At 61.2% G+C, this 23,185-nt stretch carries 27 protein-coding genes and 1 riboswitch; of the genes, 7 read left to right on the top strand and 20 right to left on the bottom strand.

The features are described from left to right. The first annotated feature begins 44 nt into the window (after nucleotides 1-44). Complete coding sequence (locus tag KDW95_RS19095) at nucleotides 45-224, top strand: hypothetical protein (RefSeq protein ID WP_255853367.1); 180 nt, start codon at nucleotides 45-47, stop codon at nucleotides 222-224. Nucleotides 225-329: 105 nt separating this feature from the next. Then, entirely contained in the window at nucleotides 330-869 is a 540-nt protein-coding gene (locus KDW95_RS19090) for a nucleoside 2-deoxyribosyltransferase (RefSeq protein ID WP_255853366.1), read from the top strand. 6 nt (nucleotides 870-875) lie between these two features. On the opposite strand, the gene KDW95_RS19085 is transcribed toward KDW95_RS19090, so the two are convergent. Further along, nucleotides 876-1,067, bottom strand: a complete 192-nt coding sequence (locus KDW95_RS19085; RefSeq protein WP_255853365.1) for a CPXCG motif-containing cysteine-rich protein — start codon at nucleotides 1,065-1,067, stop codon at nucleotides 876-878. Nucleotides 1,068-1,212: 145 nt separating this feature from the next. Between KDW95_RS19085 and KDW95_RS19080 the strand changes: the two genes are divergently transcribed. Both KDW95_RS19080 and KDW95_RS19075 read left to right on the top strand, forming a co-directional pair. Next, nucleotides 1,213-1,578: a YacL family protein gene (locus tag KDW95_RS19080; RefSeq protein WP_255853364.1), complete on the top strand. Its 366-nt coding sequence runs from the start codon at nucleotides 1,213-1,215 to the stop codon at nucleotides 1,576-1,578. A 102-nt stretch (nucleotides 1,579-1,680) separates the two neighbouring features. Next, nucleotides 1,681-2,802: a PQQ-dependent sugar dehydrogenase gene (locus tag KDW95_RS19075; RefSeq protein ID WP_255853363.1), complete on the top strand. Its 1,122-nt coding sequence runs from the start codon at nucleotides 1,681-1,683 to the stop codon at nucleotides 2,800-2,802. A gap of 34 nt (nucleotides 2,803-2,836) precedes the next feature. On the opposite strand, the gene KDW95_RS19070 is transcribed toward KDW95_RS19075, so the two are convergent. From KDW95_RS19070 to KDW95_RS19060, 3 genes are all read right to left on the bottom strand, one after another. Beyond that, complete coding sequence (locus KDW95_RS19070; RefSeq protein ID WP_255853362.1) at nucleotides 2,837-2,986, bottom strand: hypothetical protein; 150 nt, start codon at nucleotides 2,984-2,986, stop codon at nucleotides 2,837-2,839. A 57-nt stretch (nucleotides 2,987-3,043) separates the two neighbouring features. Next, on the bottom strand, nucleotides 3,044-3,826 hold the full coding sequence (locus KDW95_RS19065; RefSeq protein ID WP_255853361.1) for a TSUP family transporter: 783 nt from the start codon (nucleotides 3,824-3,826) through the stop codon (nucleotides 3,044-3,046). 520 nt (nucleotides 3,827-4,346) lie between these two features. Then, nucleotides 4,347-4,823, bottom strand: coding sequence for a hypothetical protein (locus KDW95_RS19060; RefSeq protein WP_255853360.1), 477 nt, complete (start codon nucleotides 4,821-4,823; stop codon nucleotides 4,347-4,349). Nucleotides 4,824-4,971: 148 nt separating this feature from the next. On the opposite strand from KDW95_RS19060, the gene KDW95_RS19055 reads away from it, so the two are divergent. Further along, nucleotides 4,972-5,679, top strand: a complete 708-nt coding sequence (locus KDW95_RS19055) for a DUF3108 domain-containing protein (RefSeq protein WP_255853359.1) — start codon at nucleotides 4,972-4,974, stop codon at nucleotides 5,677-5,679. Nucleotides 5,680-5,850: 171 nt separating this feature from the next. Here the strand turns inward: KDW95_RS19055 and KDW95_RS19050 are convergent, their stop codons facing one another. From KDW95_RS19050 to KDW95_RS19015, 8 genes are all read right to left on the bottom strand, one after another. Then, a complete protein-coding gene (locus KDW95_RS19050; RefSeq protein ID WP_255853358.1) occupies nucleotides 5,851-6,330 on the bottom strand; it encodes a DM13 domain-containing protein in 480 nt (159 codons plus the stop codon). Between the two features lie 72 nt (nucleotides 6,331-6,402). Further along, nucleotides 6,403-7,392, bottom strand: a complete 990-nt coding sequence (locus KDW95_RS19045) for a sugar kinase (RefSeq protein ID WP_255853357.1) — start codon at nucleotides 7,390-7,392, stop codon at nucleotides 6,403-6,405. Nucleotides 7,393-7,400: 8 nt separating this feature from the next. Continuing rightward, on the bottom strand, nucleotides 7,401-8,462 hold the full coding sequence (locus KDW95_RS19040; RefSeq protein WP_255853356.1) for a D-TA family PLP-dependent enzyme: 1,062 nt from the start codon (nucleotides 8,460-8,462) through the stop codon (nucleotides 7,401-7,403). A gap of 87 nt (nucleotides 8,463-8,549) precedes the next feature. Beyond that, nucleotides 8,550-8,708 (bottom strand): hypothetical protein, encoded by a 159-nt coding sequence (locus KDW95_RS19035; protein ID WP_255853355.1) that lies wholly within the window; start codon nucleotides 8,706-8,708, stop codon nucleotides 8,550-8,552. Beyond that, a complete protein-coding gene (locus KDW95_RS19030; protein WP_255853354.1) occupies nucleotides 8,708-10,195 on the bottom strand; it encodes a M81 family metallopeptidase in 1,488 nt (495 codons plus the stop codon). The genes KDW95_RS19035 and KDW95_RS19030 overlap by 1 nt, the downstream gene beginning before the upstream one ends. A gap of 209 nt (nucleotides 10,196-10,404) precedes the next feature. Next, nucleotides 10,405-11,457, bottom strand: a complete 1,053-nt coding sequence (locus KDW95_RS19025; RefSeq protein WP_255853353.1) for a TRAP transporter substrate-binding protein — start codon at nucleotides 11,455-11,457, stop codon at nucleotides 10,405-10,407. A gap of 60 nt (nucleotides 11,458-11,517) precedes the next feature. Beyond that, complete coding sequence (locus tag KDW95_RS19020) at nucleotides 11,518-12,795, bottom strand: TRAP transporter large permease (protein WP_255853352.1); 1,278 nt, start codon at nucleotides 12,793-12,795, stop codon at nucleotides 11,518-11,520. 81 nt (nucleotides 12,796-12,876) lie between these two features. After that, nucleotides 12,877-13,329 (bottom strand): TRAP transporter small permease, encoded by a 453-nt coding sequence (locus tag KDW95_RS19015; RefSeq protein ID WP_255853351.1) that lies wholly within the window; start codon nucleotides 13,327-13,329, stop codon nucleotides 12,877-12,879. 214 nt (nucleotides 13,330-13,543) lie between these two features. On the opposite strand from KDW95_RS19015, the gene KDW95_RS19010 reads away from it, so the two are divergent. Then, entirely contained in the window at nucleotides 13,544-13,930 is a 387-nt protein-coding gene (locus KDW95_RS19010) for a RidA family protein (RefSeq protein ID WP_255853350.1), read from the top strand. A gap of 159 nt (nucleotides 13,931-14,089) precedes the next feature. After that, nucleotides 14,090-14,974, top strand: coding sequence for a MurR/RpiR family transcriptional regulator (locus KDW95_RS19005; protein ID WP_067293130.1), 885 nt, complete (start codon nucleotides 14,090-14,092; stop codon nucleotides 14,972-14,974). Nucleotides 14,975-15,070: 96 nt separating this feature from the next. Here KDW95_RS19005 and thiC read toward each other — a convergent pair whose 3' ends face one another. The 8 genes from thiC to KDW95_RS18965 form a co-directional block, all read right to left on the bottom strand. Then, a complete protein-coding gene (thiC, locus tag KDW95_RS19000; RefSeq protein ID WP_255853349.1) occupies nucleotides 15,071-16,951 on the bottom strand; it encodes a phosphomethylpyrimidine synthase ThiC in 1,881 nt (626 codons plus the stop codon). A 145-nt stretch (nucleotides 16,952-17,096) separates the two neighbouring features. Further along, nucleotides 17,097-17,759, bottom strand: coding sequence for a thiaminase II (tenA, locus tag KDW95_RS18995; RefSeq protein ID WP_255853348.1), 663 nt, complete (start codon nucleotides 17,757-17,759; stop codon nucleotides 17,097-17,099). Between the two features lie 2 nt (nucleotides 17,760-17,761). Further along, entirely contained in the window at nucleotides 17,762-18,418 is a 657-nt protein-coding gene (locus KDW95_RS18990; RefSeq protein WP_255853347.1) for a TenA family protein, read from the bottom strand. Between the two features lie 15 nt (nucleotides 18,419-18,433). Next, a complete protein-coding gene (locus KDW95_RS18985) occupies nucleotides 18,434-19,378 on the bottom strand; it encodes an ABC transporter substrate-binding protein (RefSeq protein ID WP_255853346.1) in 945 nt (314 codons plus the stop codon). Beyond that, nucleotides 19,375-20,145 carry an ABC transporter permease gene (locus KDW95_RS18980; RefSeq protein WP_255853345.1) on the bottom strand — a complete coding sequence of 257 codons (771 nt, stop codon included), beginning with the start codon at nucleotides 20,143-20,145 and terminating at the stop codon, nucleotides 19,375-19,377. Before KDW95_RS18980 ends, KDW95_RS18985 begins: the two co-directional genes overlap by 4 nt. Then, a complete protein-coding gene (locus KDW95_RS18975) occupies nucleotides 20,142-20,879 on the bottom strand; it encodes an ABC transporter ATP-binding protein (RefSeq protein ID WP_255853344.1) in 738 nt (245 codons plus the stop codon). Before KDW95_RS18975 ends, KDW95_RS18980 begins: the two co-directional genes overlap by 4 nt. Before the next feature lie 8 nt (nucleotides 20,880-20,887). Continuing rightward, entirely contained in the window at nucleotides 20,888-21,706 is an 819-nt protein-coding gene (thiD, locus tag KDW95_RS18970; RefSeq protein WP_255853343.1) for a bifunctional hydroxymethylpyrimidine kinase/phosphomethylpyrimidine kinase, read from the bottom strand. A 64-nt stretch (nucleotides 21,707-21,770) separates the two neighbouring features. Continuing rightward, nucleotides 21,771-21,912, bottom strand: a riboswitch (TPP riboswitch). Nucleotides 21,913-22,337: 425 nt separating this feature from the next. Continuing rightward, nucleotides 22,338-23,105 carry a 3-hydroxybutyrate dehydrogenase gene (locus tag KDW95_RS18965; protein WP_255853342.1) on the bottom strand — a complete coding sequence of 256 codons (768 nt, stop codon included), beginning with the start codon at nucleotides 23,103-23,105 and terminating at the stop codon, nucleotides 22,338-22,340. Nucleotides 23,106-23,185 lie beyond the last annotated feature (80 nt).

Genomic DNA, 23,185 nt, shown 5'->3' with positions numbered 1-23,185 from the left:
CAGCAAGCAGACCCCCTTCGATAGACCGATTGAGGGACAGGGACATGATGAAGACCGCATACGAGCAACTTCGAAAATTGATGCAACACCTGGGGCTTGTACGCACACCAAGCCTCGGCAAGGCCCGCTCACCGGAGCGCAACCCGGACAACGCCGCCATGAGTCCGGTGCAGCGTTCCAGCGCGCGGGCCGCTCGCAAAAACCCCTGGTTACTGGCCGGCTGAATTCCCCGCTGTCTTGAGCCGCACCTTCAGCCGCGCCAGAAATCCCATGCAAGGATGCCAGCGGTACGGCATCATCAGGCCTGTATCGTATCGACAGGAAGCCCCATGTCACTACGCAAGATCTACATCGCCGGTCCCGACGTTTTCTGGCCCAACGCGCTTGCAGCTGGCGCCGCCAAGACACAGCTGTGCGCAGATTACGGTTTCGACGGTCTGTTCCCGCTCGATTGCGCACTGCAGCTGGAGGCGCTCTCACCCCGCGAGGCCGGCATGGCCATCTACCGTGCCAACATTGAACTGATGCAGCGCGCTGACCTGATGATCGCCAATATGACGCCCTTTCGGGGCGCCAGTCTGGATGCGGGTACGGCGTTTGAACTGGGATTCATGACTGGCCTGGGCAAGCCGGTATGGGGTTACAGCCTGGATGGACGCCTCTATGCCGACCGGGTCGCGTCCGACGGCGCGGACCTGGACGCCGAAGGCCTGAGCATCGAGCGCTTCGACATGGCCGACAACCTGATGCTGATCGGTGCGATTGAAGAGTGCGGCGCGCAGCTGCTGACGCACCAGGCAGAGGACAGCCTCGATCAACACCTGCACCAGTTTGAGCAGGTGCTGCAACGCATCACCCGGGCCGCCTGATACCGGCTATTCGTTCTCCTGCGTGGCCTCCACCATCGGCAGGCCGGATTCGTCCACCCGAATAGTCAGCACCATGGGACTGCAGCACACCTGGCAATCTTCCACGTATTGCTGCTCAGCCTCGCTGCAATCCACCAGCACACTGATCCGCTCGCCACAGTAGGGGCAATAAAACTCCACTTCTTCCTGTGTATTCATCTGTTGAGTCCCCGCTCGGCAAATTTCGGCCAGCCCTATCAAATTCTAGTGCAGATCAGCCCTGGCCGAGTACAGAGCCTGTCATTACCCCGATGCGCGCCAATCGGGGTACTATGACGCTTTTCGATCAGTACAGAGAACACTTGTGGAATACACTTTCGGCCGCGACGACATCGGGCGCTACTTTGCGGAATTCTCCATGGGACATGAAGCCTTCGGCCGCTGGCTGAACGAGGAGCTGGGGCAGGATCCACAACGGCTGGAACAGCTGTTGAGCGTTATTGAGCAGCTGCACAATCGCCAGATACGGGAATACCGCCTCGATGGCAGCGAGTTCAGTCTGGAGCTTGATCGGGAAGAGGTACGGGTGCGGGCCCACAGCCTGGATGACAGCGCCGATGACACCGGCCTCGAGGACCTCGAATTCTATGACGACGAACTCGAGGCCGGCTGCGGGCTGGACGACTTCAGGGACGTGCTGAAAGCCTGGCATAAACTGATCACCGCCTGACCGGCACCCCGTAACCAAGGCTCAGACAAGATTGCACGGGCAACAGCGGGCACTGGCTACACTGAAAACCACATCCCCCGAATTCGAAAGGGAGCCTTCCTTGTGATACGCATCGTTTGTTTCTGGCTGCTCGTCGCCGCGCCGGTCTTCGCCGATATCACCGCGGCGCCGCCCGCGGGCCACAGCACCCTGCGGGCCGTTACCCTGGCTGACCGGCTCGAGCATCCCTGGGGTATGGCGTTCCTGCCGGACGGCTCGATACTGGTCAGCGAGCGTCCCGGCCGGCTGCGCCTGGTGACGCCGGACGGAACCCTCTCGCCAGCACTGGATGGACTGCCAGACATCGTTGCCACCGGCCAGGGCGGGCTGTTTGATGTGGCGCTGCACCCTCAGTTCGCGCAGAACCGCTGGGTTTATTTCAGCTATTCCGCCGGCTCCCGCCTGACGCGACAGCTGGGCACCGAGGTTGCGCGGGGCCGGCTTGGCGACGGCCGTCTGGACGATGTCGAAGTCATCTTCCGTGCCAGCCCCAAGGCCGGTGGCGGACGCCATTTCGGCGGACGCTTGCTGTTCGATCACCAGGGCCTGCTGTATATCAGCCTGGGCGAGCGCGGCGACAAGGAGCGGGCCCAGGATCTGGGCGACCATAACGGCTCAGTGATCCGTATCCGGGACGACGGTTCGGTGCCCGACGACAATCCCTTTGCAGATCGCCCCGGGGCCCTGCCGGAGATTTACAGCTATGGCCATCGCAATGTGCAGGGACTGGCGCTGGCGGCGGACGGGGAAACGGTCTGGGCCCTCGAGCATGGCCCCCAGGGTGGCGACGAGGTCAATCGCCTGCAGCCCGGCCTGAATTACGGCTGGCCGGTGATCACCTACGGCGTGAACTACGGCATCGGCACCCGGGTCGGCGAAGGCACCGCCAAGGCCGGTATGGAGCAACCCGTGTACTACTGGGACCCTTCCATCGCGCCCTCCGGCATGACCTTTTACCAGGGTGACCGGTTTCCACAGTGGCGGGGCAACCTGCTGGTCGGGGCACTGAAGTACCGGTTACTGTCCCGGCTGGAGCTGAGCGATGACAAGGTCGTTGCCGAGGAACAGCTGCTGCAAAACGCACTCGGCCGCATCCGTGACGTGCAGATGGGCCCGGACGGCTACGTCTACCTGCTGACGGACGAAGACCCGGGCCGGCTGGTGCGACTGGAACCACAGCCTTAACAGGCCATCAGGAAAACGGGCGCCTGGTCCGGCGTTACAACAGGCCAAAGGTCCGCGCCATGCCCATCAGGCTGACCAGGATCAGCACCCCACCCAGCACGCGAAAGAACAGCGGCGTCTCGAATTTCAGCAGCGTACGGTGAAAACGCTCGCCGATCAGGTGACCGACGAAAGCCCAGGACAACAGCCAGCAGCCTGGAATGCTGAATCCGCTGCAGTCCAGCCCCGCTATCTGTGCCTCTTACAACAGGCCAAAGGTCCGTGCCATGCCCATCAGGCTGACCAGGATCAGCACGCCGCCCAGCACGCGAAAGAACAGCGGCGTCTCGGATTTCAGCAGCGTGCGGTGAAAACGCTCGCCGATCAGGTGACCGACAAAAGCGCACGGCAGCAACCAGAGATGATGAATCAGCTGCAGATCGACGCCGGCGATCAGGAAGGAGGTCATCTTGATCACCACCAGGATAAACCAGAGCACGAACAGGGTATCGCGCAGCTGATGCCTGGCCACGTGGGTGCCATACACCGCCACGATCAGTGGCGCACCGATCAGCGAGGTGCCACTGACATAGCCGCCCAGTATCAGGAACAGCTTGTCCACATAGGGGTTGTTACTGCGAAAGGGCCGGTCCAGCACATAACCCACGGCATAAACGATGACGATGGCAAAGATGATGCTTGTCATGATATCCCCCGGCAGCGTCAGCAGCCCGAAGACCCCCACCAGCTTGGGGATAATCATGACTTTCAGCGAGCTTTTCAGGTAGACCCAGTCGATATTGCCGCCACCGGCCGCCGCGGGCTCGCGCCGGTTGCGGCGATACCCCTGCCAGGCGATCAGGCTGGAGAACACCAGCAGGTGCACCGCGATCAGCGGCAGGAACACCAGCGGCTCGTCCAGGATCAACAGCAGGAACGGCAGCGACAGCACCGCACCGCCAAAGCCCAGCCCCGAGCGTACAAAGCCGCTCCAGACAAAAATCAGCCCGATCAGGGCATACTGCCAGCCAAGTAAGTCCGTCATGGGAATTCGAAATCCGTATCAGCCCGAAAGCGCGCAGCCTAGCACTGAGCCCGCCGCGCTGCCCAGCGCCCCCGCACACATTACGACCAAATCATGAGAATCAGGCCGGTGGATAAGTTACCGCGCAGGGCAATAGCGCGTTCGGGAACCAGACACCATCCAGAAAGACGCAAGCCAGGGGATTGGGTGTCCTGCAAGAGGGGGAGTCATCCGAGTTCAAACAAGGTCTGTTGACAGCAGTTGCCAGGGGTTTAGCACAAACCGCGACATCCCTGTCGCAATCATGCAGACAATAACCGGTTTCTCCAGCAGAACCGTTGCCTATCCCTGCGCCTTTCTCCAGCGTTTGCGTATTGCTGCCCTTGGCAGACAACGTAACAATCGGCAAAGCCTAGATTGCGATATTTCAGTTTTTACCGAATTTTCTTTGCAGTGCAAATATAGCAGCGGATACCGACCTTTCTTAGATACTTTTCGTATAGCCCCATCCAATCTAGCGCTGATGAATGGAACGCGCGGGTTAGCCTTTTACCACCAGACTGTAATTTGGTGTCGGGTTCAGCGGGCACGAATAGTGATACTCGCCGGGCTTAAGTTCGATTTCGTAGTCCCGGGTCGTGCCCTGGGCCAGGCCACCGCCCGAGACACTGGGCAGCAGGGCGCGATCCACCAGGGTTGCGCCACGCAACCAGAACCCCAGTTCATAGGGCACATTCTCGTTACTGACCCTGAAGATATAGCGACCCGGCTCAAGCTCCAGTGGTTTGGCGCCCGCCAGGCGTTCCTCGCCGGATTGCGCATTGATGGCCTCGCAGTCCGCCTTGCTGCTGGTGCTGTAACCATGATCCATGCCATTTTCGCTTTCAACGAACTGGCAGCCTGTCTGGGTCAGGTGGATCACCTGGGGCTCATCAGCCTGCGCTGCCCATGGTAGCGCCAGCGCCAGCGCGAAAAGTCCACTGCGTACCGCGGCACCAGGAAAATGCTGCTTGTTCATCCTATTCACCTCATCAGGAGTTGTGTGTCATCAGCCGTGCCGCCAGTCTAGGCAGGCTCGGTGAAAACAGGCTGAAAGCCCGCCGACATTCATTTGCCGTACACTGGTCCCGAGGTATAGCTAATACAACGTCTTCGAGGACCATGGGATGTACAAACGTCTTGCCCCCCTGCTGCTGTTCACCCTGCTCTTTGCAGGCAGCGCCCAGGCTGCCGAGCCACTGCTGAATACCCGCTACAGTGCCCAGTACAAGGGGTTTGACCTAACACTGGAACGTACACTCAAGCCGCTGGGCACCAACCGCTATCAGTTCGAATCCCGTGCCAGGGGCGCCATTGCGCGTATCGAGGAAAGCAGCACCTTCAGGCGCGATTCCAGCGGGCGCTGGATACCGCAGCTGTACCGCTACAATCAGTCCGTACTGGGCATTTCACGCCAGTACGAGCTGCGCTTCAACGAGGCTGGCGACAGCGTGATCTTCGCCGACAAGAAGGGGCAGCGCGCCATCAGTATTGCACCTGGCACCCTTGACCCCCTGCTGTACCAGCTCAAGCTGCAGCAGGACCTGGCCCGCCAGAGCGGCGACTACCACTACCGTTTTGTGAGCCGCAGCAAGCTCAAGGACTACCGTTTCGAGATTGATGGCAGGGAAACCCTGCAGCTGGGCGGGCAACCCCTCGACAACCTGCGCCTGCGCAAACGGGACAGCGACCCCAGCCAGGAAACCCTTCTCTGGTTCAGTCCCGACAACGGCTATCAACTGATGCGCCTGCGCCATACCGAGGACGGCGACAGTTACAGCATCAGCTTGAAAAGCCTGCAGCAGAGTCCGGCATTTCGGCAATGGCTGCGCTGACCCCGCCTGCCTGGCAGGTTCTTGAAAAGCGTTGGCGAGGCAGCTAGCGCAAGCGGCGCGCCGCCCGAACGAAAAACCGTCGAAATGAGGGAGTTTATGGCCTATAAATGACCGACTTGAGACGGTTTTTAACGCTGCGATAGCAACGCAGGTAGTTTTTCAACAGCCTGTCTAGGGCACTTCAAGCCGTGCCGGTGATATAAGCACCCCAAACTGTTCACACCAGATCACCAGACTCTGAAAGTCGGCCAGGTCCACGCCGGCCGGAATCGGGTAGTTCTGGCTGCCACTGAAGGCCCTCAGGCGCCCCAGGTCCACGAACATCGTCTGTTCGACCGCCGTATCCCCGGTAACGTCTCCCGGTACCAGGTAGACATGGTACTTGGGCCCCGGACCCACTTCGAAGTCGGCTTCAAGGTGCACTAGCGCCGGGTAGACACTGACCCCACCCCGGCCATAGTGCACGGGATCTGATGGATTGGCATGGATAAAGCGGCCTCGGGCCAGCCGCTCGCCGGTATCCAGGTGCGCCACCGTCTCGTTCAGCGGCGGTGGCGGAAACAGATACGGGAAGGCGAAAATGCCCAGCGCAAAGCCGCCGGCACCACCCATAATGACCCCGAGCAGCATTCCGATAATAATATTTTTCATGGCCAGGCCCACCGACTGCACAAGATGCCAACAGTGTAGCCGGGCCAACGGCATCAGACCGTCAGAAGCCGGCTAGCGGCACAGCTCTGTCGCCGCAGGATCCGCCAGCAGGCGTTCGAGCTGGCGGCGATTGATCCAGGCGATATCACCGGGCGTGGCATATTTGAAGGCCGCCACCGCGGCACCCTGGCGCAGGGCCTGCGGGTAATCCTTGCCCTCGAGCCAGGCGCTGAGAAAACCGGCGGCAAAGGCATCACCACCGCCCAGGCGTTCCACTTCCCGGGCCACAAACGCATCCACCCGGTACAGCTCACCCGCCGGTGTCAGCAGGGTCGCGCCGGCGCTGCCGCGCGTCATGACCAGCAGACTGTTCGGCGCAAAGCCTTGAAAGCGCCGCAGCGTCGCCTCAGGGGAGCTGGCATCCCAGGCTTCGGGCCATAACGCCTGAATGTCCCGCTCCGCCACCAGCAGCAGCTCCAGCTGCCCCAGCAGGGGCTCCAGGCACTGGCGCGCCTGCCGGGCCGACCAGAGCCGCTGGCGAAAATTGATATCCAGGCTGCAGGGAATACCCGCCGAGCGGGCCAGTTTCAGCGCCTGCTGTGCCGTCGCACTGGCCGATGCCGACAGCCCCAGCGTGATACCCGATGTATGAAACAGGCGCGCCCTGCCCGGCTGGAACAAGGCGGTCGGCAGGTCGGCAGGCGTCATGCGGGCCATGGCCGAATCGGCACGGTCATAGATCACCTGGCTAAGGTGCGGTGCCCGCCCCGGCTCGTAAAAGTACAGCCCCATGCGGTCATCGCCCCCGGGGCAGACATGCTGCACATCGACATTGTGCTGGCGCAACGTCTGCCGCACCCGGTCACCCAGTTCGCTTTCCGGCAAACGTGACAGCCAGGCGCAGCTGAATCCCAGGCGCGCCATGGCACTCAGGGTATTCGACTCACAGCCGCCCACCTGCACATCGAAGCCCGCACTCTGATCCAGGCGCTCAAGCTTAGGCGGCGTCAGGCGCAGCAGCGTCTCACCGAGCCCAACAATGTCATAAACCTGGTTATCCATGAAGCCTCCTAGCAGACCTTGCCGCGCGCCTGAACCTGCTCGGTTCGAAGAAATTCGCCGTCGCGGCAGAAATGCACCTCGTCAAACAGGTTGGAGACCGGGCAGGCGTGGTTGGGAATAATCTGCAGCCGCTCACCCACCACCGGCGCCTGGTGGCAGCCCGAGAAATCCAGCACCCCGTGCTCTTCACTGAGCCCGGTCACACGCGCCTGTGGATACCTCAGCACCTGTCCATAACCGTCCTGCCCCAGCAGGTCCGAGGTCAGCGCCTTGCTGCCCGCATCCACAATGACCCTTCCTGGCACCGGCACACTGACCACGGTGGTCAACACCGTCAGGGCACAGTCCGCTTCCTTGCACGCGCCGGCAGCCATCTGGGAGCGGTCCTGGTACACGTAGGTGCCAATGCGGTATTCATTGACGATGGGGGCTTCGTGCGCGTGCCACATGCTGGGCGTGCCGCCACTGCTGAACACCTCGAGCGCAAGGCCCTGGGCGTCACAGAGCGCAGCCGCCCGACTGAACCATTGCTGTACTACGGCTTCGCTATGCGCCGCCGGGTAGGTCATGAGACCGCGCAGGCGCAGCCCCGGCAAAGCTGCAACCAGCGCCGCCAGCTGCGTGGCCTGCTGCGGGCTTTGCACGCCGCAGCGACCGGCACCTGTATCGCACTCCACCAGCACATCCAGGGTTCGTCCGCTGTCAGCAAAAGCCGCCGAAAGTCCCTGCAGCACGGCTTCGCTATCAGCCACCACCGCCAGCGATTTAACCTGGCCTGCGAGCTGCAGCAGCCGGGCCAACTTGGCGCTACCAAGGATGTTGTAGCTGATCAGGATGTCGTCAAATCCCGCCTGCGCGAAAACCTCGGCTTCCCCCACCTTCTGGCAGGTTATGCCAATAGCCCCGGCGTCCAGCTGCTTGCGCGCGACCCAGGGCAACTTGTGGGTCTTGATATGGGGGCGCACCGGCAACCCGTGCTCATCGCAATAGGCCTGGAAACCCCGGATATTGGCTTCCAGTATGGCCTCGTCAATCAGCACGCAGGGGGTATCAAGTTGCGGATACAGCATCAGTTTTTCTCCAGTGTGTCGTCGGTGAGCGCATGGGGATCTTCAATGATCGGCCAGATCGCGCGGGCTTAAATCGCGGGTGCAGCATCAGCCTTTCTCCTGCGTGTCGCCCACCATCCCATGGGGATTATCCACAATAGGCCAGATCGGGCGGGTCATCTTGCGATAGTTGCTGGTGACCGGGTTGCTGCTGCGGATACGGTGGTGCGCCGGCCCACCCGCTGTCATAAATCGCGGATGCAGCATCAGCTTCGCTCCATCACATCGCCTGCAAGACCGTGGGGGTTCTCAACAATCGGCCAGATCGCCCGGGTCATCTTGCGATAGTGGCTGGTGACGGGGTTACTCGGATAAGGCCCCCCCGCATCACAGTAAATAATGTGCTGGCTGATGGCAGCGAATGCATCGTAAAAGTGGTTGGTCGACTTGATCAGCAGGATCGGCTTGGCCGCAGGGTCTATACCCAGGTTGCTGAACAGGTCCGGTGAAAAAGCCTGGGAACGGTTGCTGTTGAGCACCACATCGATGGCCGTATCGGCAAGGCGTATACAGACACTGTCCCCCAGGGGGACTACGCTGTCACCAAAGCTCTGCACGGCATCGTGCACCACCTTGCGGATATCCACCCAGGCATCCATGGGGGCGCCGGCATTGTCCCCGGCCTTGCCGCCAAAACGCAGCCTGATCCTGGCCCCCTCTCCCGCAGCCACGCAAAAGCGTACCGCCATCGGGTCCCAGATGGTGCCTACAGCCGCATCAGTCACCCCCATCTCGAGCATTTTCTGCAGTACCAGGGTCGAGTCCCCGGCCACACCGCCGCCGGGGTTGTCCCAGACATCGGCGATAACCACGGGCTGGCGCGACGACGCCTGGGCCTCTGCGATCGCCAGCTCAGGGGCGATATAGGGCGGGCGCGTCTTGCCGCGAAAGGAAAACAGCTCCATGCCAAGTGACTGCGCCAGGCTGTCGGCGCGGGCCTGGTCATTGTCGGTAATGACCAGCAACCGGGTGCCCATCTCAGGTACATCGCCGGCCATGAAGCCATGAATCACCGAGATCGACAAAACGTCCGGTGCCTGCTCCAGCTGATGCAGGCGGTCCACGAAGCTGCGCATGGGTTCAAGGCTTGTGGGCAGCACCTCGATCATCTTGCAGTCGAACACCGCTGCCGTCGGCTTGATTTCTCCCTTCACATGGCGCACCGCCAGATCCACCAGATCCCGGGCACGGTCGACAAAGTCCGTATGGGGAAACTCCTTGAAGGCCAGCAGGATATCCGCCTGCGCAACCCGTTTGGCCGTCAGGTGGCTGTGGGGGTCGAACTCGGCGGCGATGGTCGCCGTCGGCCCCACCAAAGCACGCACCCGTTCCAGCAGATCACCTTCGCAGTCGTCATACCCATCGGCCACCATGGCGCCGTGCAGCCCCAGGATCACCGCATTGACCGGCAGGGCGGCGCTGAGTTGCCCGAGTATTTCATCGCGCAACAGCTCGTAGGTACTGCGGTTCACCAGGCCACCGGGCTCGGCCCAGGCGGCGGTGCCTTCGATCAGTTCCCAGCCCAGCGCCGGGATTTTCTCGCGACAGGCGATAAAGGGTGCGCTGCACAGGGTTGGCGTGGCCGGATGGTCGCCGGGCGCGGCATAGAAGCTTTCCTTGAATGACGCCAGATCCGTGAAGACCGGCGAAAACGTATTGGTCTCGGTGGCCAGTGAGGCTACAAAAACTCGCATAAAACACCTCGAGAGGTTGGCCCCGAACACAGGTCCGGGGCCTGGGGACTTGTCAGGTTGTTGAAAGCGCTGGCGAGGCCGCTAGCGCAAGCGGCGCGCCGCCCGGACGAAAAATCGTCGAATGGAGGGCGTTTATGGCCGCTAAGTGACCGACTTGAGACGATTTTTAACGCCGCTATAGCAACGCAGATAGCTATTCAACAGCCTGTCTAGTTCAGGTAGAGCTTGCCGTTGGCCTGCTGCGTTTCACTCAGGAACAGATCCAGCAGCTCGACACCCTTGTCATCCTGCGACTGGCGAATCTCCTCAATCACCACCGGCTGGGTCGCCTCGCGGAAACGTTCGCGCTCCGTCGCCGACAGGGCATTCACCTTCATGGTCTTTTTAAGCCCCTCCAGACCGCGCTCCGAGGCTTCGATCACGCGGGACAGGCCTCTGCCGGCGACAATGCCCGACTGGGCCGCAAAGTGGATGATCTTGCGTTCTTCGTCGGTCAGACCGTCATAGAAGGCCTTGTTCAGCATCAGCGTATAGGGCGCAAACAGATGGTTGGTCAGCGTCAGGTATTCCTGCACCTCGTCAAACTTGGCGAAGGTCACCGTGGGCACCGGGTTCATCTGGCCATCGATAACGCCGGTCTGCAGGGAGGAATAAACCTCGCCCCAGGCCAGTGGATAGGCCTCGCCACCCAGGGACTGGATGATCTTCTGGTGCGTCGGCAGGGTCATGGTGCGAATGCGAATACCCTTGAAGTCTTCCAGCGTATTGATCGCCCGCTTGGAATTGGTGACCGAGAAGAAACCACCGGTATCGGGAAAGCCGAGTACCCTGACGTCGCCGAGGCTGGATTCGATATCCCCCGCCAGCGCCTTGCCGAAGCTGCCGTCCAGCACCTCGTAGGTGGAGGCATTGCTGTTGAAGGCAAAGGGCACATCGAGCACGCCGATGCGGGGGTAGTAGCCCGCCAGGGCGCCGGTAGAAGACAAGGTGCCCTGGATCTGGCCGTCCCGTACCATCTGGATATGCTCCTTGGCCGAGCCCAGCTGATTGCTGGGGTAGACCTCGACCCTGATCTCGCCATTGCTGGCGGCTTCAACAATATTCTTGAACACGCCGGTGAAGGCATGGGCCGGGTTCTCCATCATGTCCGCCTTGTTGTCGTGGGCGAAGCGCAGCACCTTTTCGGCGCTGGCCGCCTGGGGCATGGCGGCCAAAGTGGCCAGCAGGGATGTGGCGGCGATGGAGGTGATTATTTTTTTCATCGACAGTCTCTCTATGGTTTCAGGTGGATAAATGGCCGTAGCCGCAGGGTTCGAGCCGGCTCAGTAACCCAGCAAACGCGGGATGAAGAGCGTGACTTCAGGGGTAAAGGCAAGAAACATCAGCAGGACCAGCTGGCCGATCAGAAACGGCATCAACTCGGCGGATATGCGTTCCAGCCGCTCGCCGGTGACCGATGACAGCACGAACAGGCAGGCGCCCACCGGCGGCGTCATCAGCGAAATATTCAGCGCCAGTACGAAGATGATACCGGCGTGCAACGGGTCCATGCCGATCTGCTCGGTCAGGGGCACCAGCACCGGCGCCAGGATAATCAGCATGGCGTTGATATCCATGATCATGCCCACCACCAGCAACAGCCCGATAATCAGCAGCAGGATCACGCCGGGGTTGTCCGACAGCTGACCGATAAAGGTGGCAATCAGCTGGGGAATCTGGTTAAAGCTCAGCCACCAGCCAAAGATCGAGGCTGCCCCAATAATCAGATAAATCACCGCCGAGATCTGCGCGGTACTGATCAGCATGCGAAACAGCGCCGCGACGCTCAGGTTGCGGTATACCACGGCCCCGATAAAGAGGGCATAGGCCACGGCAACAGAGGCGGCCTCGGTGGGCGTGACGATACCGCTGACAATGCCGCCCAGGATAATCATGGGCATCAGCAGCGCCAGCAGCGATCCGCGAAAATGCCCCAGGAGCTCACGCAGCGAGGCGCGCTGGGCCGCCTTGGGCAAATTCTTGCGCTTGGCAAATACGCCGATAATGGCCATGCACACCAGGCAGATCAGCAGGCCCGGCAGAATGCCGGTGGCGAACAGGCCGCCGATGGAAACCCCCATCAGGGAGCCGTACACCACCATCAGGCCGGATGGCGGAATGGTCGGGCCTATGATGGAACCCGCCGCCGTCACGGCACAGGCATAGGGTCGGCTGTAGCCCTGCTCCACCATCGCCGGCACCAGGGTGCGGCCAAAGGCGGCGGCATCAGCCGTGGCCGCGCCGGTGATACCGGAAAAGAATACCGATGCCACCATGTTGGAATGCGCCAGTCCGCCGCGAAAATGCCCCACCAGCGCCTGGGAAAACTGCACCAGGCGGGAAGTGATGCCGGTATGGTTCATGATTTCGCCGGCCAGGATAAAGAACGGCATGGCCAGGAACGGGAATATATTCAGGCCATTGAAGACCTTGGCCGGCGCCAGGGACGCAAAATGCAGCCCGCCGATGCTAAACATGCCGGCCAGACCCGCCAGGCCCAGCGCGATGCCTACAGGGGTACCGATAATCAGCAGTACCACCAGAATCAGGGCGATCGTCATTGCGTCACTCCTCTGTATTGTTGTTAGGGGTCACTGCGGCCTCCAGGTGTTGGCGCCGCAGCGCTGCACAGGCAGACACTACTATTGCAGCTGCAGTGCCTTTTCCGCGTCAGCGGCGGGCTCCAGCGTATCCGTGCCGCAGTCCCGCAGCAGCGCCAGCAGGCTTTGCAGCGCCGCCAGGCCGAAGGCCACCGGAATCGCGCCGTAGGGATAAGCCATGGGCAAGCCGAAGACCGTGGAGACCTGCTGCAGGCCCTTGATCACGAGCTCCGTGCCGGAAAAGGCCAGGTAGCCGAAAAACAGCAACGACAGCAGATCCACCAGGATGCGCAGGCCGCGCTGCAATGGCGCCGGCAAATGCTGCACCACCGTCGACAGGCCTATATGTTCACGCCCCGCCGTGCAGCAGGGCACCGCCAGCAGGATCGCCCAGATCATGATGTAGCGCGCCAGCTCCTCGACCCAGCTGATCTGCCATTGCAGCAGGTAGCGATCGAGTACCGCAATCCACACATCCAGTAACAGCACGGCCATCAGCACCCCGACAACCCTCTGATTCAGCAGATTGATTCTGCCACTGAGCCTGCTGCTCAGCCGGTGACACCTGCCCATAAGGAGCCCTCTGTTTTTGTTATTTATGAATACAATCTTCACTTTGTGATTGAAATATGACCTCGAACAGGGTAAAAATCAACTGTAAATTTAAAAAAGAGAAGATTTTCTTCATAATTTATTCAGGAGTACATTTATGCCTATCGAACGATTCCGTCTTGCAGGTCAGGGTGCCGGTGGCCAGGAACTGCCTTTCGCCAAGGCCACCAAGGCCGGTGGCTTTCTGTTTGTCTCGGGCCAGGTCGCGCTGGAAAATGGAGAAGTGGTGGAAGGCGGTATCGTGACCCAGACCCGCAAGGCCATCGAGAATGTCAAAGCCATACTGGAAGAAGCCGGTTACGGGCTCGAAGACGTGGTCAAGGTGAATGCCTGGCTGGACGACCCGCGGGATTTCTGGAGCTTCAACGGCGTCTTCAAGGAGTACTTCCAGGGCCACCCGCCGGCACGTTCCACCGTGGTGTCACCGCTGGTGGTAGACGCCAAGGTGGAAATCGACGTTACGGCCTACAGGGATCCGCAGTAACATCCGCCTCGTCCGGGCCTGGGTGGCGCCATCCAGGCTCAGGCCCCGGCTCGCGGGGGTTTGTGATGCGGTGTTATACTCCAGCGCATTGTTTTCAGACCCGGTGCGGCGGCGCGCTACTGACCCAATGCTGACTATCAAGGAAGGGTGAACCCCATCATGACGCCACCGGCAGCCCCCGATATAGTGTCCGCGCTCAAGGACAATACCAATGCCATGAGCAAGGCGGATCAGCGTCTGGCCGAAGTGATCCTGTCCGACGTCGATCGCGCGGTCCACGCCAGTACCACCGAACTGGCACAGTGGTCCGATACCAGCACGCCGACAGTGACGCGGTTCTGCCGCAAGCTGGGGTTCAAGAACCTGCGCGAGTTCAAGGTTCACCTGGCCCAGGCCCGCGCCGTGGGGGTGCGTTTCCTGGCGGGTCAGACCTCGTCCGGCAGCCATTCGGAAGCCGCCGAGCAGGTGGTACGCCGCGCCCAGCAGGCACTGGAAATGCAGCTGGCGCTGCTGGACAGCGAAACCATCCAGCAGGCGGTCAGTGCCCTGCAGCACGCCGGGCGCATTGCCGTGTTCGGCAGCGGCGGCGGCTCCACCATAGTGGCGCAGGATGTCGAGCACCGGCTGTTTCGACTCGGTCTGGCGGTCAACGCCTACCAGGACAGTCAGATGCTGCAGATGGTCGCCGCCACACTGAAGAAAGGTGATGTCCTGCTCGCCATCTCCACCTCTGGGCGCTTCGCCGACCTGGCCAACGCCTGCGATATCGCCCGCGGCTACGACGCCACCGTGATCGGCATGACCCGGCCCGACGCCCCCCTCTGTGCCCACCTGGATATTCTGCTGCCGGTGGATATCCCCGAAGAGAAGAGTTTCGTGAATCAGCCCACCGCCTCGCGCTATGCCCTGCTGGCGGTAATCGATGTGCTGGCATCCGAGCTTGCCATCGCCATTGGCGAACGGGCACTGGAGAACGTGCGCCGCATCAAGCACCACCTGGTGGCGTACCGGGATCACGACGACAGCCAGCCGCTGGGCGACTGACGACTCGGCAGTGCTTGCCCATTTTCGCGTATTAGCAACAAAAAGGCCGGCAATCTTTACAGACTGCCGGCCTTTGTAGTCACTCAGGTGTAGAGATCACACCTTGTGATAGATCTTGCCGCCGGTTTCCAGGAATTCCTCGGACTTCTGCTGCATGCCCGATTCCGCTTCCAGGTTGATGGCGGCAATCTGGCTGTCGTCCAGCTGACGCACTTCCTGGCTGATCTTCATGGAGCAGAACTTGGGCCCGCACATGGAGCAGAAGTGTGCCACCTTGGCGGACTCCTTCGGCAGGGTTTCGTCGTGGTAGGCACGGGCCGTGTCCGGGTCCAGACCGATGTTGAACTGGTCTTCCCAGCGGAACTCGAAGCGCGCCTTGGACATGGCGTTGTCACGGATCTGCGCACCCGGGTGCCCCTTGGCAAGGTCGGCGGCATGGGCCGCGATCTTGTAGGTGATGATACCGGTCTTGACGTCATCCCTGTTCGGCAGCCCCAGGTGTTCCTTGGGCGTGACGTAGCAGAGCATGGCGCAGCCGTACCAACCGATCATGGCCGCACCGATACCGGAGGTGATGTGGTCATAGCCCGGCGCGATGTCGGTGGTCAATGGGCCCAGCGTATAGAAAGGTGCTTCGTGGCACTCCTCCAGCTGCTTGTCCATGTTCTCCTTGATCATGTGCATCGGCACGTGACCCGGGCCTTCGATCATGACCTGTACATCGTGCTTCCAGGCAATCTTGGTCAGCTCACCCAGGGTTTCCAGCTCGGCGAACTGGGCTTCATCGTTGGCATCGTACACCGAGCCCGGACGCAGGCCATCACCCAGGGAGAAGGAGACGTCGTAGTCCTTGCAGATCTGGCAGATGTCTTCGAAGTGGGTGTAGAGGAAGTTTTCCTGGTGATGCGCCAGGCACCACTTGGCCATGATGGAGCCGCCGCGGGAGACGATACCGGTCATGCGCTTGGCGGTCATGGGCACGTAGCGCAGCAAGACACCGGCGTGAATGGTGAAGTAATCCACGCCCTGCTCGGCCTGTTCGATCAGGGTGTCGCGGAACACTTCCCAGTTCAGGTCTTCGGCCACGCCGTTAACCTTCTCCAGCGCCTGGTAAATCGGTACGGTACCGATGGGCACCGGCGAGTTGCGCAGTATCCATTCACGGGTTTCATGGATGTTCTTGCCGGTCGACAGGTCCATGATGGTGTCGGCGCCCCAGCGGGTGCCCCAGGTCATCTTGTCGACTTCTTCCTCGATCGAGGAGGTGACCGCAGAGTTACCAATGTTGCCGTTGATCTTCACCAGGAAGTTACGGCCGATAATCATCGGCTCCAGCTCCGGGTGGTTGATGTTGCACGGAATAATGGCGCGGCCTTCGGCCACTTCCTTGCGCACGAATTCCGGTGTGATTTCCTTTGGCAGGCTCGCACCAAAGCTGTGTCCGGGGTGCTGCTGGTCAACCATGCTGCCTTCGGCCTCGGCTTTGGCCAGCTTCATGTTCTCGCGGATGGCGATGTATTCCATCTCCGGCGTGATGATGCCCTGGCGGGCATAGTGCAGCTGGGTGACGTTCGCACCGGCCCTGGCGCGGCGCGGCTTGCGGGTCAGTTCGAAACGCAGCTCGTCCAGGCTCGCATCGGATTCACGCATGCGGCCGTAGTCACTGGTCATGCCATCCAGCATTTCAGTGTCGTTACGCTCTTCAATCCAGGCATCACGCAGCGGATGCAGGCCCTTGCGCACGTCTATAGCGGTATTCGGGTCCGTGTAGGGGCCGGAGGTGTCGTACACATAGAGCGGAGCGTTTTTCTCTCCACCCAGACCCGTCGGCGTGTCGTCCAGCGCAATTTCACGCATGGGCACGCGAATGTCCGGTCGGCTGCCCTCGATGTACACCTTGCGGGACCTGGGGAACGGCTGCACGGAGGCGGCATCAGCCACGACTCCACGACTGAAAGGCTTGTTTTGCTCGGCCATTTTATTCTCATCCTCTTGGGTCTGTGTAGCGCCGGCGTCCTGCCAGCATGAGTGAAAATCAGGTTTTGGGCTTAATTTGGGCATAGCTCCCCCAACCCCACTGTGATTGGCGGGCCAGGGTTATGGTTTCACTTCAGGAATCTATTCAGGTGCTCAGATCGAGTCCCATCTGCCAGAAGGCCCCTTCCATCCGGGTTGCGGTGTGGAAGGTCTTTTTCAGTTCATCGAGGCGCCGGGCCGGCATGCCTTCACAAAGCTCATCGAGCAGGCGGATTTCAGCGCTGGCGACCTCCTGATACTCGTCACTGGCGTACATGTCGATCCAGGCACGGTAGGGGTTGCCTTCCAGCACGGTCCAGGGCTGATCCAGCAGCCAGCGGGCCACTTCGGCATAACCGACAATGCAGGGCGCCAGCGCCGCATGCAGATCCGCCAGGTCACCGGCCAGGCCCGAATCCAGCACGTAACGGGTGTAGGCCACGGTGGCGGCCGCTTCCGGCAGCGCCTGCAACTCGGCTTCGCTGATACCCCAGTCGGCGCAGTACTGCACATGCAGGCCGATCTCGATATCCAGCATGGCGTTGATGCCCTGCTGGGCATAACGCATCTGCTCCAGGGTGCGGCTCTTGTACACCGCCAGCCCCCAGGCGCGGCTGAACTGCAGCAGGAACAGGTAATCCTGCTTCAGGTAATGGGCAAAGGACTCCGGCGCCAGGGTGCCGTCTCCCAGGCCGCGCACGAAATCATGCTGGATATAGGCATCCCAGTCGGGCCGGGCGGCGTTTTTGAGCTGTTCATACACGGACATAGTCACTCCTGCTCGGTCAGCAACACATCAAAGAACGCCTGTTCCAGCCAGGCCATGCGGGTAAAGCGCTGCTCCAGGCGGGCACGGTCCGCCGCATCCAGATCACCAAAGCTGTCGAGCTGGTCCCGCAGCCAGGTCACAAAGGCCTCGAATTCCGGCAGCACGTGGATGTCGATCCATTCGCGCAGCCAGAAACGTGTTGGCGGTGTCTTTTGCGCCTCGCGCTGCGCCCAGCTCAGGTACACCCATTCGGCACAGGCCAGCACCACAATCATGTCGGCATAGCCGCAGGCCTGGGCGTCCTGCATTTCGCGCGCCAGCATCTGGGCCACCGGGTTCAGCGCCGGTGCCCGGTAATCCGCAGGGCTGACATCAAGCGCTGCAAAGGAGCGCTCGAAATAGTCATTTTCCGCCGACGTCAGCGCCGCCAGGAACCCCGCCAGCACGCCCTTGGCCGCCATGTCCGGCGCTGCCGCAATGCTGCGCGCGGCATGATCGGCCAGGGTGCCGACAAAGGCATAGTCCTGCAGCAGGTAACGGATATAGACCGCATCCGCCAGGCTGTCGTCACCCAGTTGAACCGTGAAAGGATGTTCCACTGCGCCGCTCCACCAGGGTTCGGCCTTGAGGCGCAACTGTTCGGAAAATGACATGCTCATCAGTGCTCCGGTGTCTTACTTGGGTTCAAAGGCGTAGGTTGATACCGCAGGGTTTGATTTTGTCAGCCCCTGGGCCTGCATAAAGGCACCCACTCGCTCGTACCGGCCACTGTCCAGCGCTGCCGGGCGCAATGCAAAGCGGGTCAGGGTATCGGCCCAGGCACGCTTGTTCAGCTCACTGTCCAGGTCCGCCTTGTAGCTGACAAAACTGGTCCAGGCTTCATCCGGGTGGTTGACGATAAACTGGGTCGCCTTTTCCAGCGCCCGCATGAAGCGGCCATACTTGGGGTCCTTGCGGTCCTTGTTGTTCACCACCAGTACCAGCTCGTCGTAGGCCGGCACACCCAGCTCTTCCACGTAAAATGCCCGCCCCGGATGGCCTTCGATATCCATCTGGTTGAGTTCGAAGTTGCGGTAAGCTCCGATCACTGCATCGACGTTGCCGGTAATCAGCGAGGGCGACAGCGACCAGTTAACGTTCACCATTTCGATATCCGACAGCTCCAGGCCTTCGCGCGCCAGCATGGCCTTGAGCAGCGCATCCTCGAAGCCGCCGACGGAGTAGCCGACCTTCTTGCCCTTGAGGTCTTCGATCGACTTGATATCACTGTTTTCCAGCACCACCAGGGAGTTCAGCGGCGTGGCCACCAGGGTACCGACACGGCTCAGCGGCAGGCCTTCATCCACCTGTACATGCAGCTGCGGCTGGTAGGACACCGCCATATCCGCCTTGCCGGCGGCAACCAGCTTGGGCGGCATGGACGGGTCCGCCGGCTCCTGCATCTCGACCTCAAGCCCCTGGTCCTTGAAATAGCCCTGCTGCTGCGCCACGATCAGCGGCCCGTGATCCGGGTTGATAAACCAGTCCAGCAGCAGCGTGACCTTGTCGGCCGCCATGACATTTGCACTGAGCAGTGCGCCGGCCAGGATGGCACCGAGTTTTTGCGTTGTTGTTTTCATTGTTCAGCCTCCGGGGCATCGTCAAACAGGGTTTCGGACTGCCAGGGCATCAGGCGCCGCAGCAGTCGATCAATCAGAAAATAAAGGCTCACCGCCATCAGCGACAGCACCAGCAGCGCGGCAAACATCAGGTCCACCTGCATGCGCGCGTTGGCATGCAGCATCAGATAGCCCAGGCCAGTGGACGAGCCGACCCACTCCCCCACGACCGCGCCGATGGGCGCCACCGAGGCCGCCACCCGAAGACCCGAGCCCAGTGCCGGCAATGCCGCTGGCAGACGGATCTGCAGCAGCTGGGTACGCCTGTCAGCGCCCAGGGTGCGGGCCAGCTCCAGCCAGGCCGCCGGCGCATGCCGCAGGCCGTCATAGCAGGCCGCCGTTACCGGGAAATAGATAATCAGCGTCGCCATCGCCACCTTGGAGGCCATGCCGTAGCCCAGCCAGAGCATCAGCACCGGCGCCAGGGCAAACACCGGTATCGACTGGCTGATAACCAGCACCGGCAGCATCCAGGCCCGCAAACGCCGGAACCAGATCAGCGTCAGGGCGCTGCCAAGTCCCAGCAGCACCCCCAGCAACAGGCCCAGCAGTATTTCCGCCAGCGTCACGCCGGCATGCTGCAGCAGCAAACCGGCATTGTTGTAGAGCGCTTCCAGCACCCGCAAAGGCCCCGGCAGGATAAAATGCGGCGCGCCGGTCAGCCACACCAGCAACTGCCAGAAGCCGCAAAGCCCCGCGGCAATGCCCAGACTGCGTAATGCGTTCACGCAGACACCTCCACCAGCTGGCGCAGCAGACGCCCCTGCATTTCCAGCACCTGGGGCTGGTCCACCGCCCGCGGCGGCGCGTCCTGTGGCCGCAGCGGCGCCGTTAAGCGTGCAGGACTGCCCTGTAACACCAGTACCTGATGCCCCAGACGCAGCGCCTCCAGCGGGTCATGGGTGATCAGCAACACGGTGCGATCCGCCAGCAGATTCGCCGCCAGGTCCTGCAGCCTCAGCCGCGTAACCGCATCCAGCGCCGAAAAGGGTTCGTCCATCAGCACCAGCGGCCGGTCTTCCATCAGCATGCGCGCCAGGGCCACACGCTGGCGCTGGCCACCCGACAATACCGCCGGGTAACGCCCCTCAAATCCCGCCAGACCCACCTGGCTCAACAGGTAGCGCGCCTGTTCGCGCTGGGCCGGCGTCACCCGACTGCGGCGCAGCCTTGGCCCCAGCAGCACGTTGTCCTGCACACTGAGCCAGGGCAGCAGCAGATCCTGCTGTGCCATCCAGGCGACTCGCCCTTGCAGTGGCTGGCCGTCACTGGCGACGATATCGGCCCCCACCTGCATCTGCTCGGTCAGCCCGGCCAGCAGACGCAGCAACGAACTCTTGCCCACACCGGACTGCCCCAGCAGGCAGGTCCACTCGCCGGCTGGTAAATGGAAGCTCAGGTCGCTGAAAACGCTGTGACCCTGCCAGGCAAGGCTGGCGTTGCGCACGTCAATGGCCAGCATCGGTCAGGTCACCACCAGTGGTGAAAATGGTGCACGGGGCCGTGGCCAGAGCCTATTTCAAGGCGGTCCGCCGCTGCTATCGCGGCGCTGATATAGGCCTTGGCATTCTCGATGGCGCTCTGCACCGGCATGCCCTTGGCCAGCTCCGCCGCGATGGCCGATGACAGCGTACAGCCGGTGCCATGGGTATTGCGCGTATCGATGCGCCGTGCCGGCAGCCATAGCAGCTGATCCCGGGTACAGAGCAGATCGGCACTGTCCTGGCCCTGCAAGTGCCCACCCTTGAGCAGCACCGCCTGCGGGCCGAATTCGAGCAGCGCCCGGGCAGCAAGGATCATCTCGTCGCGATCGGCAGGCTCGGCACACTCGAGCAGCACTGCGGCTTCTGGCAGGTTGGGGGTCAGGATGGTAGCCAGTGGCAGTAAGCGGGTACGCAGACTTTCGACGGCGGCCTCAGCCAGCAGCTTGTCGCCGCTTTTGGCCACCATGACAGGATCGAGCACGATATTGCGGGCACCGTAACGTTGCAGTTCCTCGGCCACCACCGCAATAACCGCAGGCTGGCTGAGCATGCCGATTTTCACTGCACCCACGGCCAGGTCATCGAACACGGTCTGAATCTGACTGCGGATAAACTCAGGCGGTACATCCTGGATGGCGCGGACTTCCCGGGTATTCTGTGCCGTCAGGGCAGCAATAACCGAGGCACCGTAAACTCCGAGGGCAGAAAACGCCTTGAGATCGGCCTGAATTCCGGCGCCTCCGCCCGAATCGGACCCGGCGATGGTCAGTGCTATAGGACAGGCATGCGGAGAACGCGGCTGCATGATCGACTCCCGATAAATTTGGCTGTCGGCCAGACGTTTACCAGAAGAACGGAGGAATAGAGTATATGGGACATATCTCGGTTTCCTACACCGGTACTAACCGGATCAGGTTCAACGGGTTTAATCTCAGCCCCTCAAATGACCGGACAGAACATCGGCAAACCGATATGCGTCCGGTGCTTTTTAAGGCACCCCGACAAGAAGGCATCTAGTCTATGCGTTTCATGGGGACAATGTCCACGGCCAAATTGAGCGAGCCGTTGGGCCAGCCAAAACCGAGTCTGCGCAGGCCAGCCGACCCGGGCAAGCTGTAACCATTTAGTAACAGTTCGTCTCCCATTTCCCCTGCAGCAGCGATAGGCCGAGCAACACTGTATCGAAGATGAAACAGTTTTTAGGACTTTTTCCTATATAAATAAATCCCACAGCGACCATAATCAATCTCGTGGATCTCCTGTTCATGGAACGAATAACAAGGATGGCCTCGGTAAGCGCAAAGGACGAATCGGACGCACGCAGGACGCAATTCAAGCGCAGGGAAAAGGGAAGCCAGACAAGAGGGCGCGATGAAGGATCATCGCGCCCTTTTTATTTCTGTTTAATTTACAAAAAGTTAGCCATCTATCAAGCACTAGCGCGCGGTCCAGCCGCCATCCACGGCAATCGCCTGGGCGGTAATGTTGCGTGCCGCTGGGCTCATCAGAAACAGCGTCAACTGCGCCAGTTCCTCAACACTGATAAAGACCCCCTTGGGCATGGGCTTGAGCATGATATCGCTCACCACATCCGCCTCGCTGATGCCATGTTCCCGCGCCTGATCCCGGATTTGCCTGTCCACCAGGGGCGTGCGCACATAGGACGGACAAATCGTATTGATGGTGATATCGGTATCGGCGGTTTCCAGTGCAACCACCTTGGAAAAACCCAGCAGTCCGTGCTTGGCCGCTACATAGGCGCTCTTGTAGGGGGATGCGACCAGGGCATGAATGGAGCCGATATTGACAATGCGTCCGTAGCCCTGGGCCCGCATGGCAGGCAGCAGCGCTCGCGTGAGCATGGCGGCGCCGTTCAGCATTACCTGCACCAGCAGGTCAAAGCGCTCCGGCGGAAAAGACTCCAGCGGCGCGACCTGCTGCAAGCCGGCATTGTTGACCAGCACATCCACCCTTTCGGACTGCAGCTGCGCCCGCAGTGCATCGATATCGGCCTGACGGCTGACATCCAGCGCAAGGGCAAGCACGTCACCGCCCTCGGCCTGGATCAACTGCGCGGTCCGTTGCGCGGCATCGCTGACAAGATCGGTGGCAATGATGCGATGCCCCTCTGCGGCCAGGACCTGCGACAGTTGCTGCCCAATACCACTGCCCGCCCCCGTAATCAGCACCGTTCGTTTCTGCATGGGACTCTCCGCTGGACTATCGACTGACAATACTCCAGCCAGCGGAACACGCAAAATCAGAAGCGTAAGAATCCGTGAAA

Origin of the sequence: Marinobacterium rhizophilum, from assembly GCF_024397915.1 — a bacterium.
Taxonomy (GTDB): Bacteria; Pseudomonadota; Gammaproteobacteria; order Pseudomonadales; family Balneatricaceae; genus Marinobacterium_A; species Marinobacterium_A rhizophilum_A.
The sequence above is the reverse complement of the archived record's forward strand: the minus strand, read 5'-3'. Positions and strand labels throughout refer to the sequence as shown.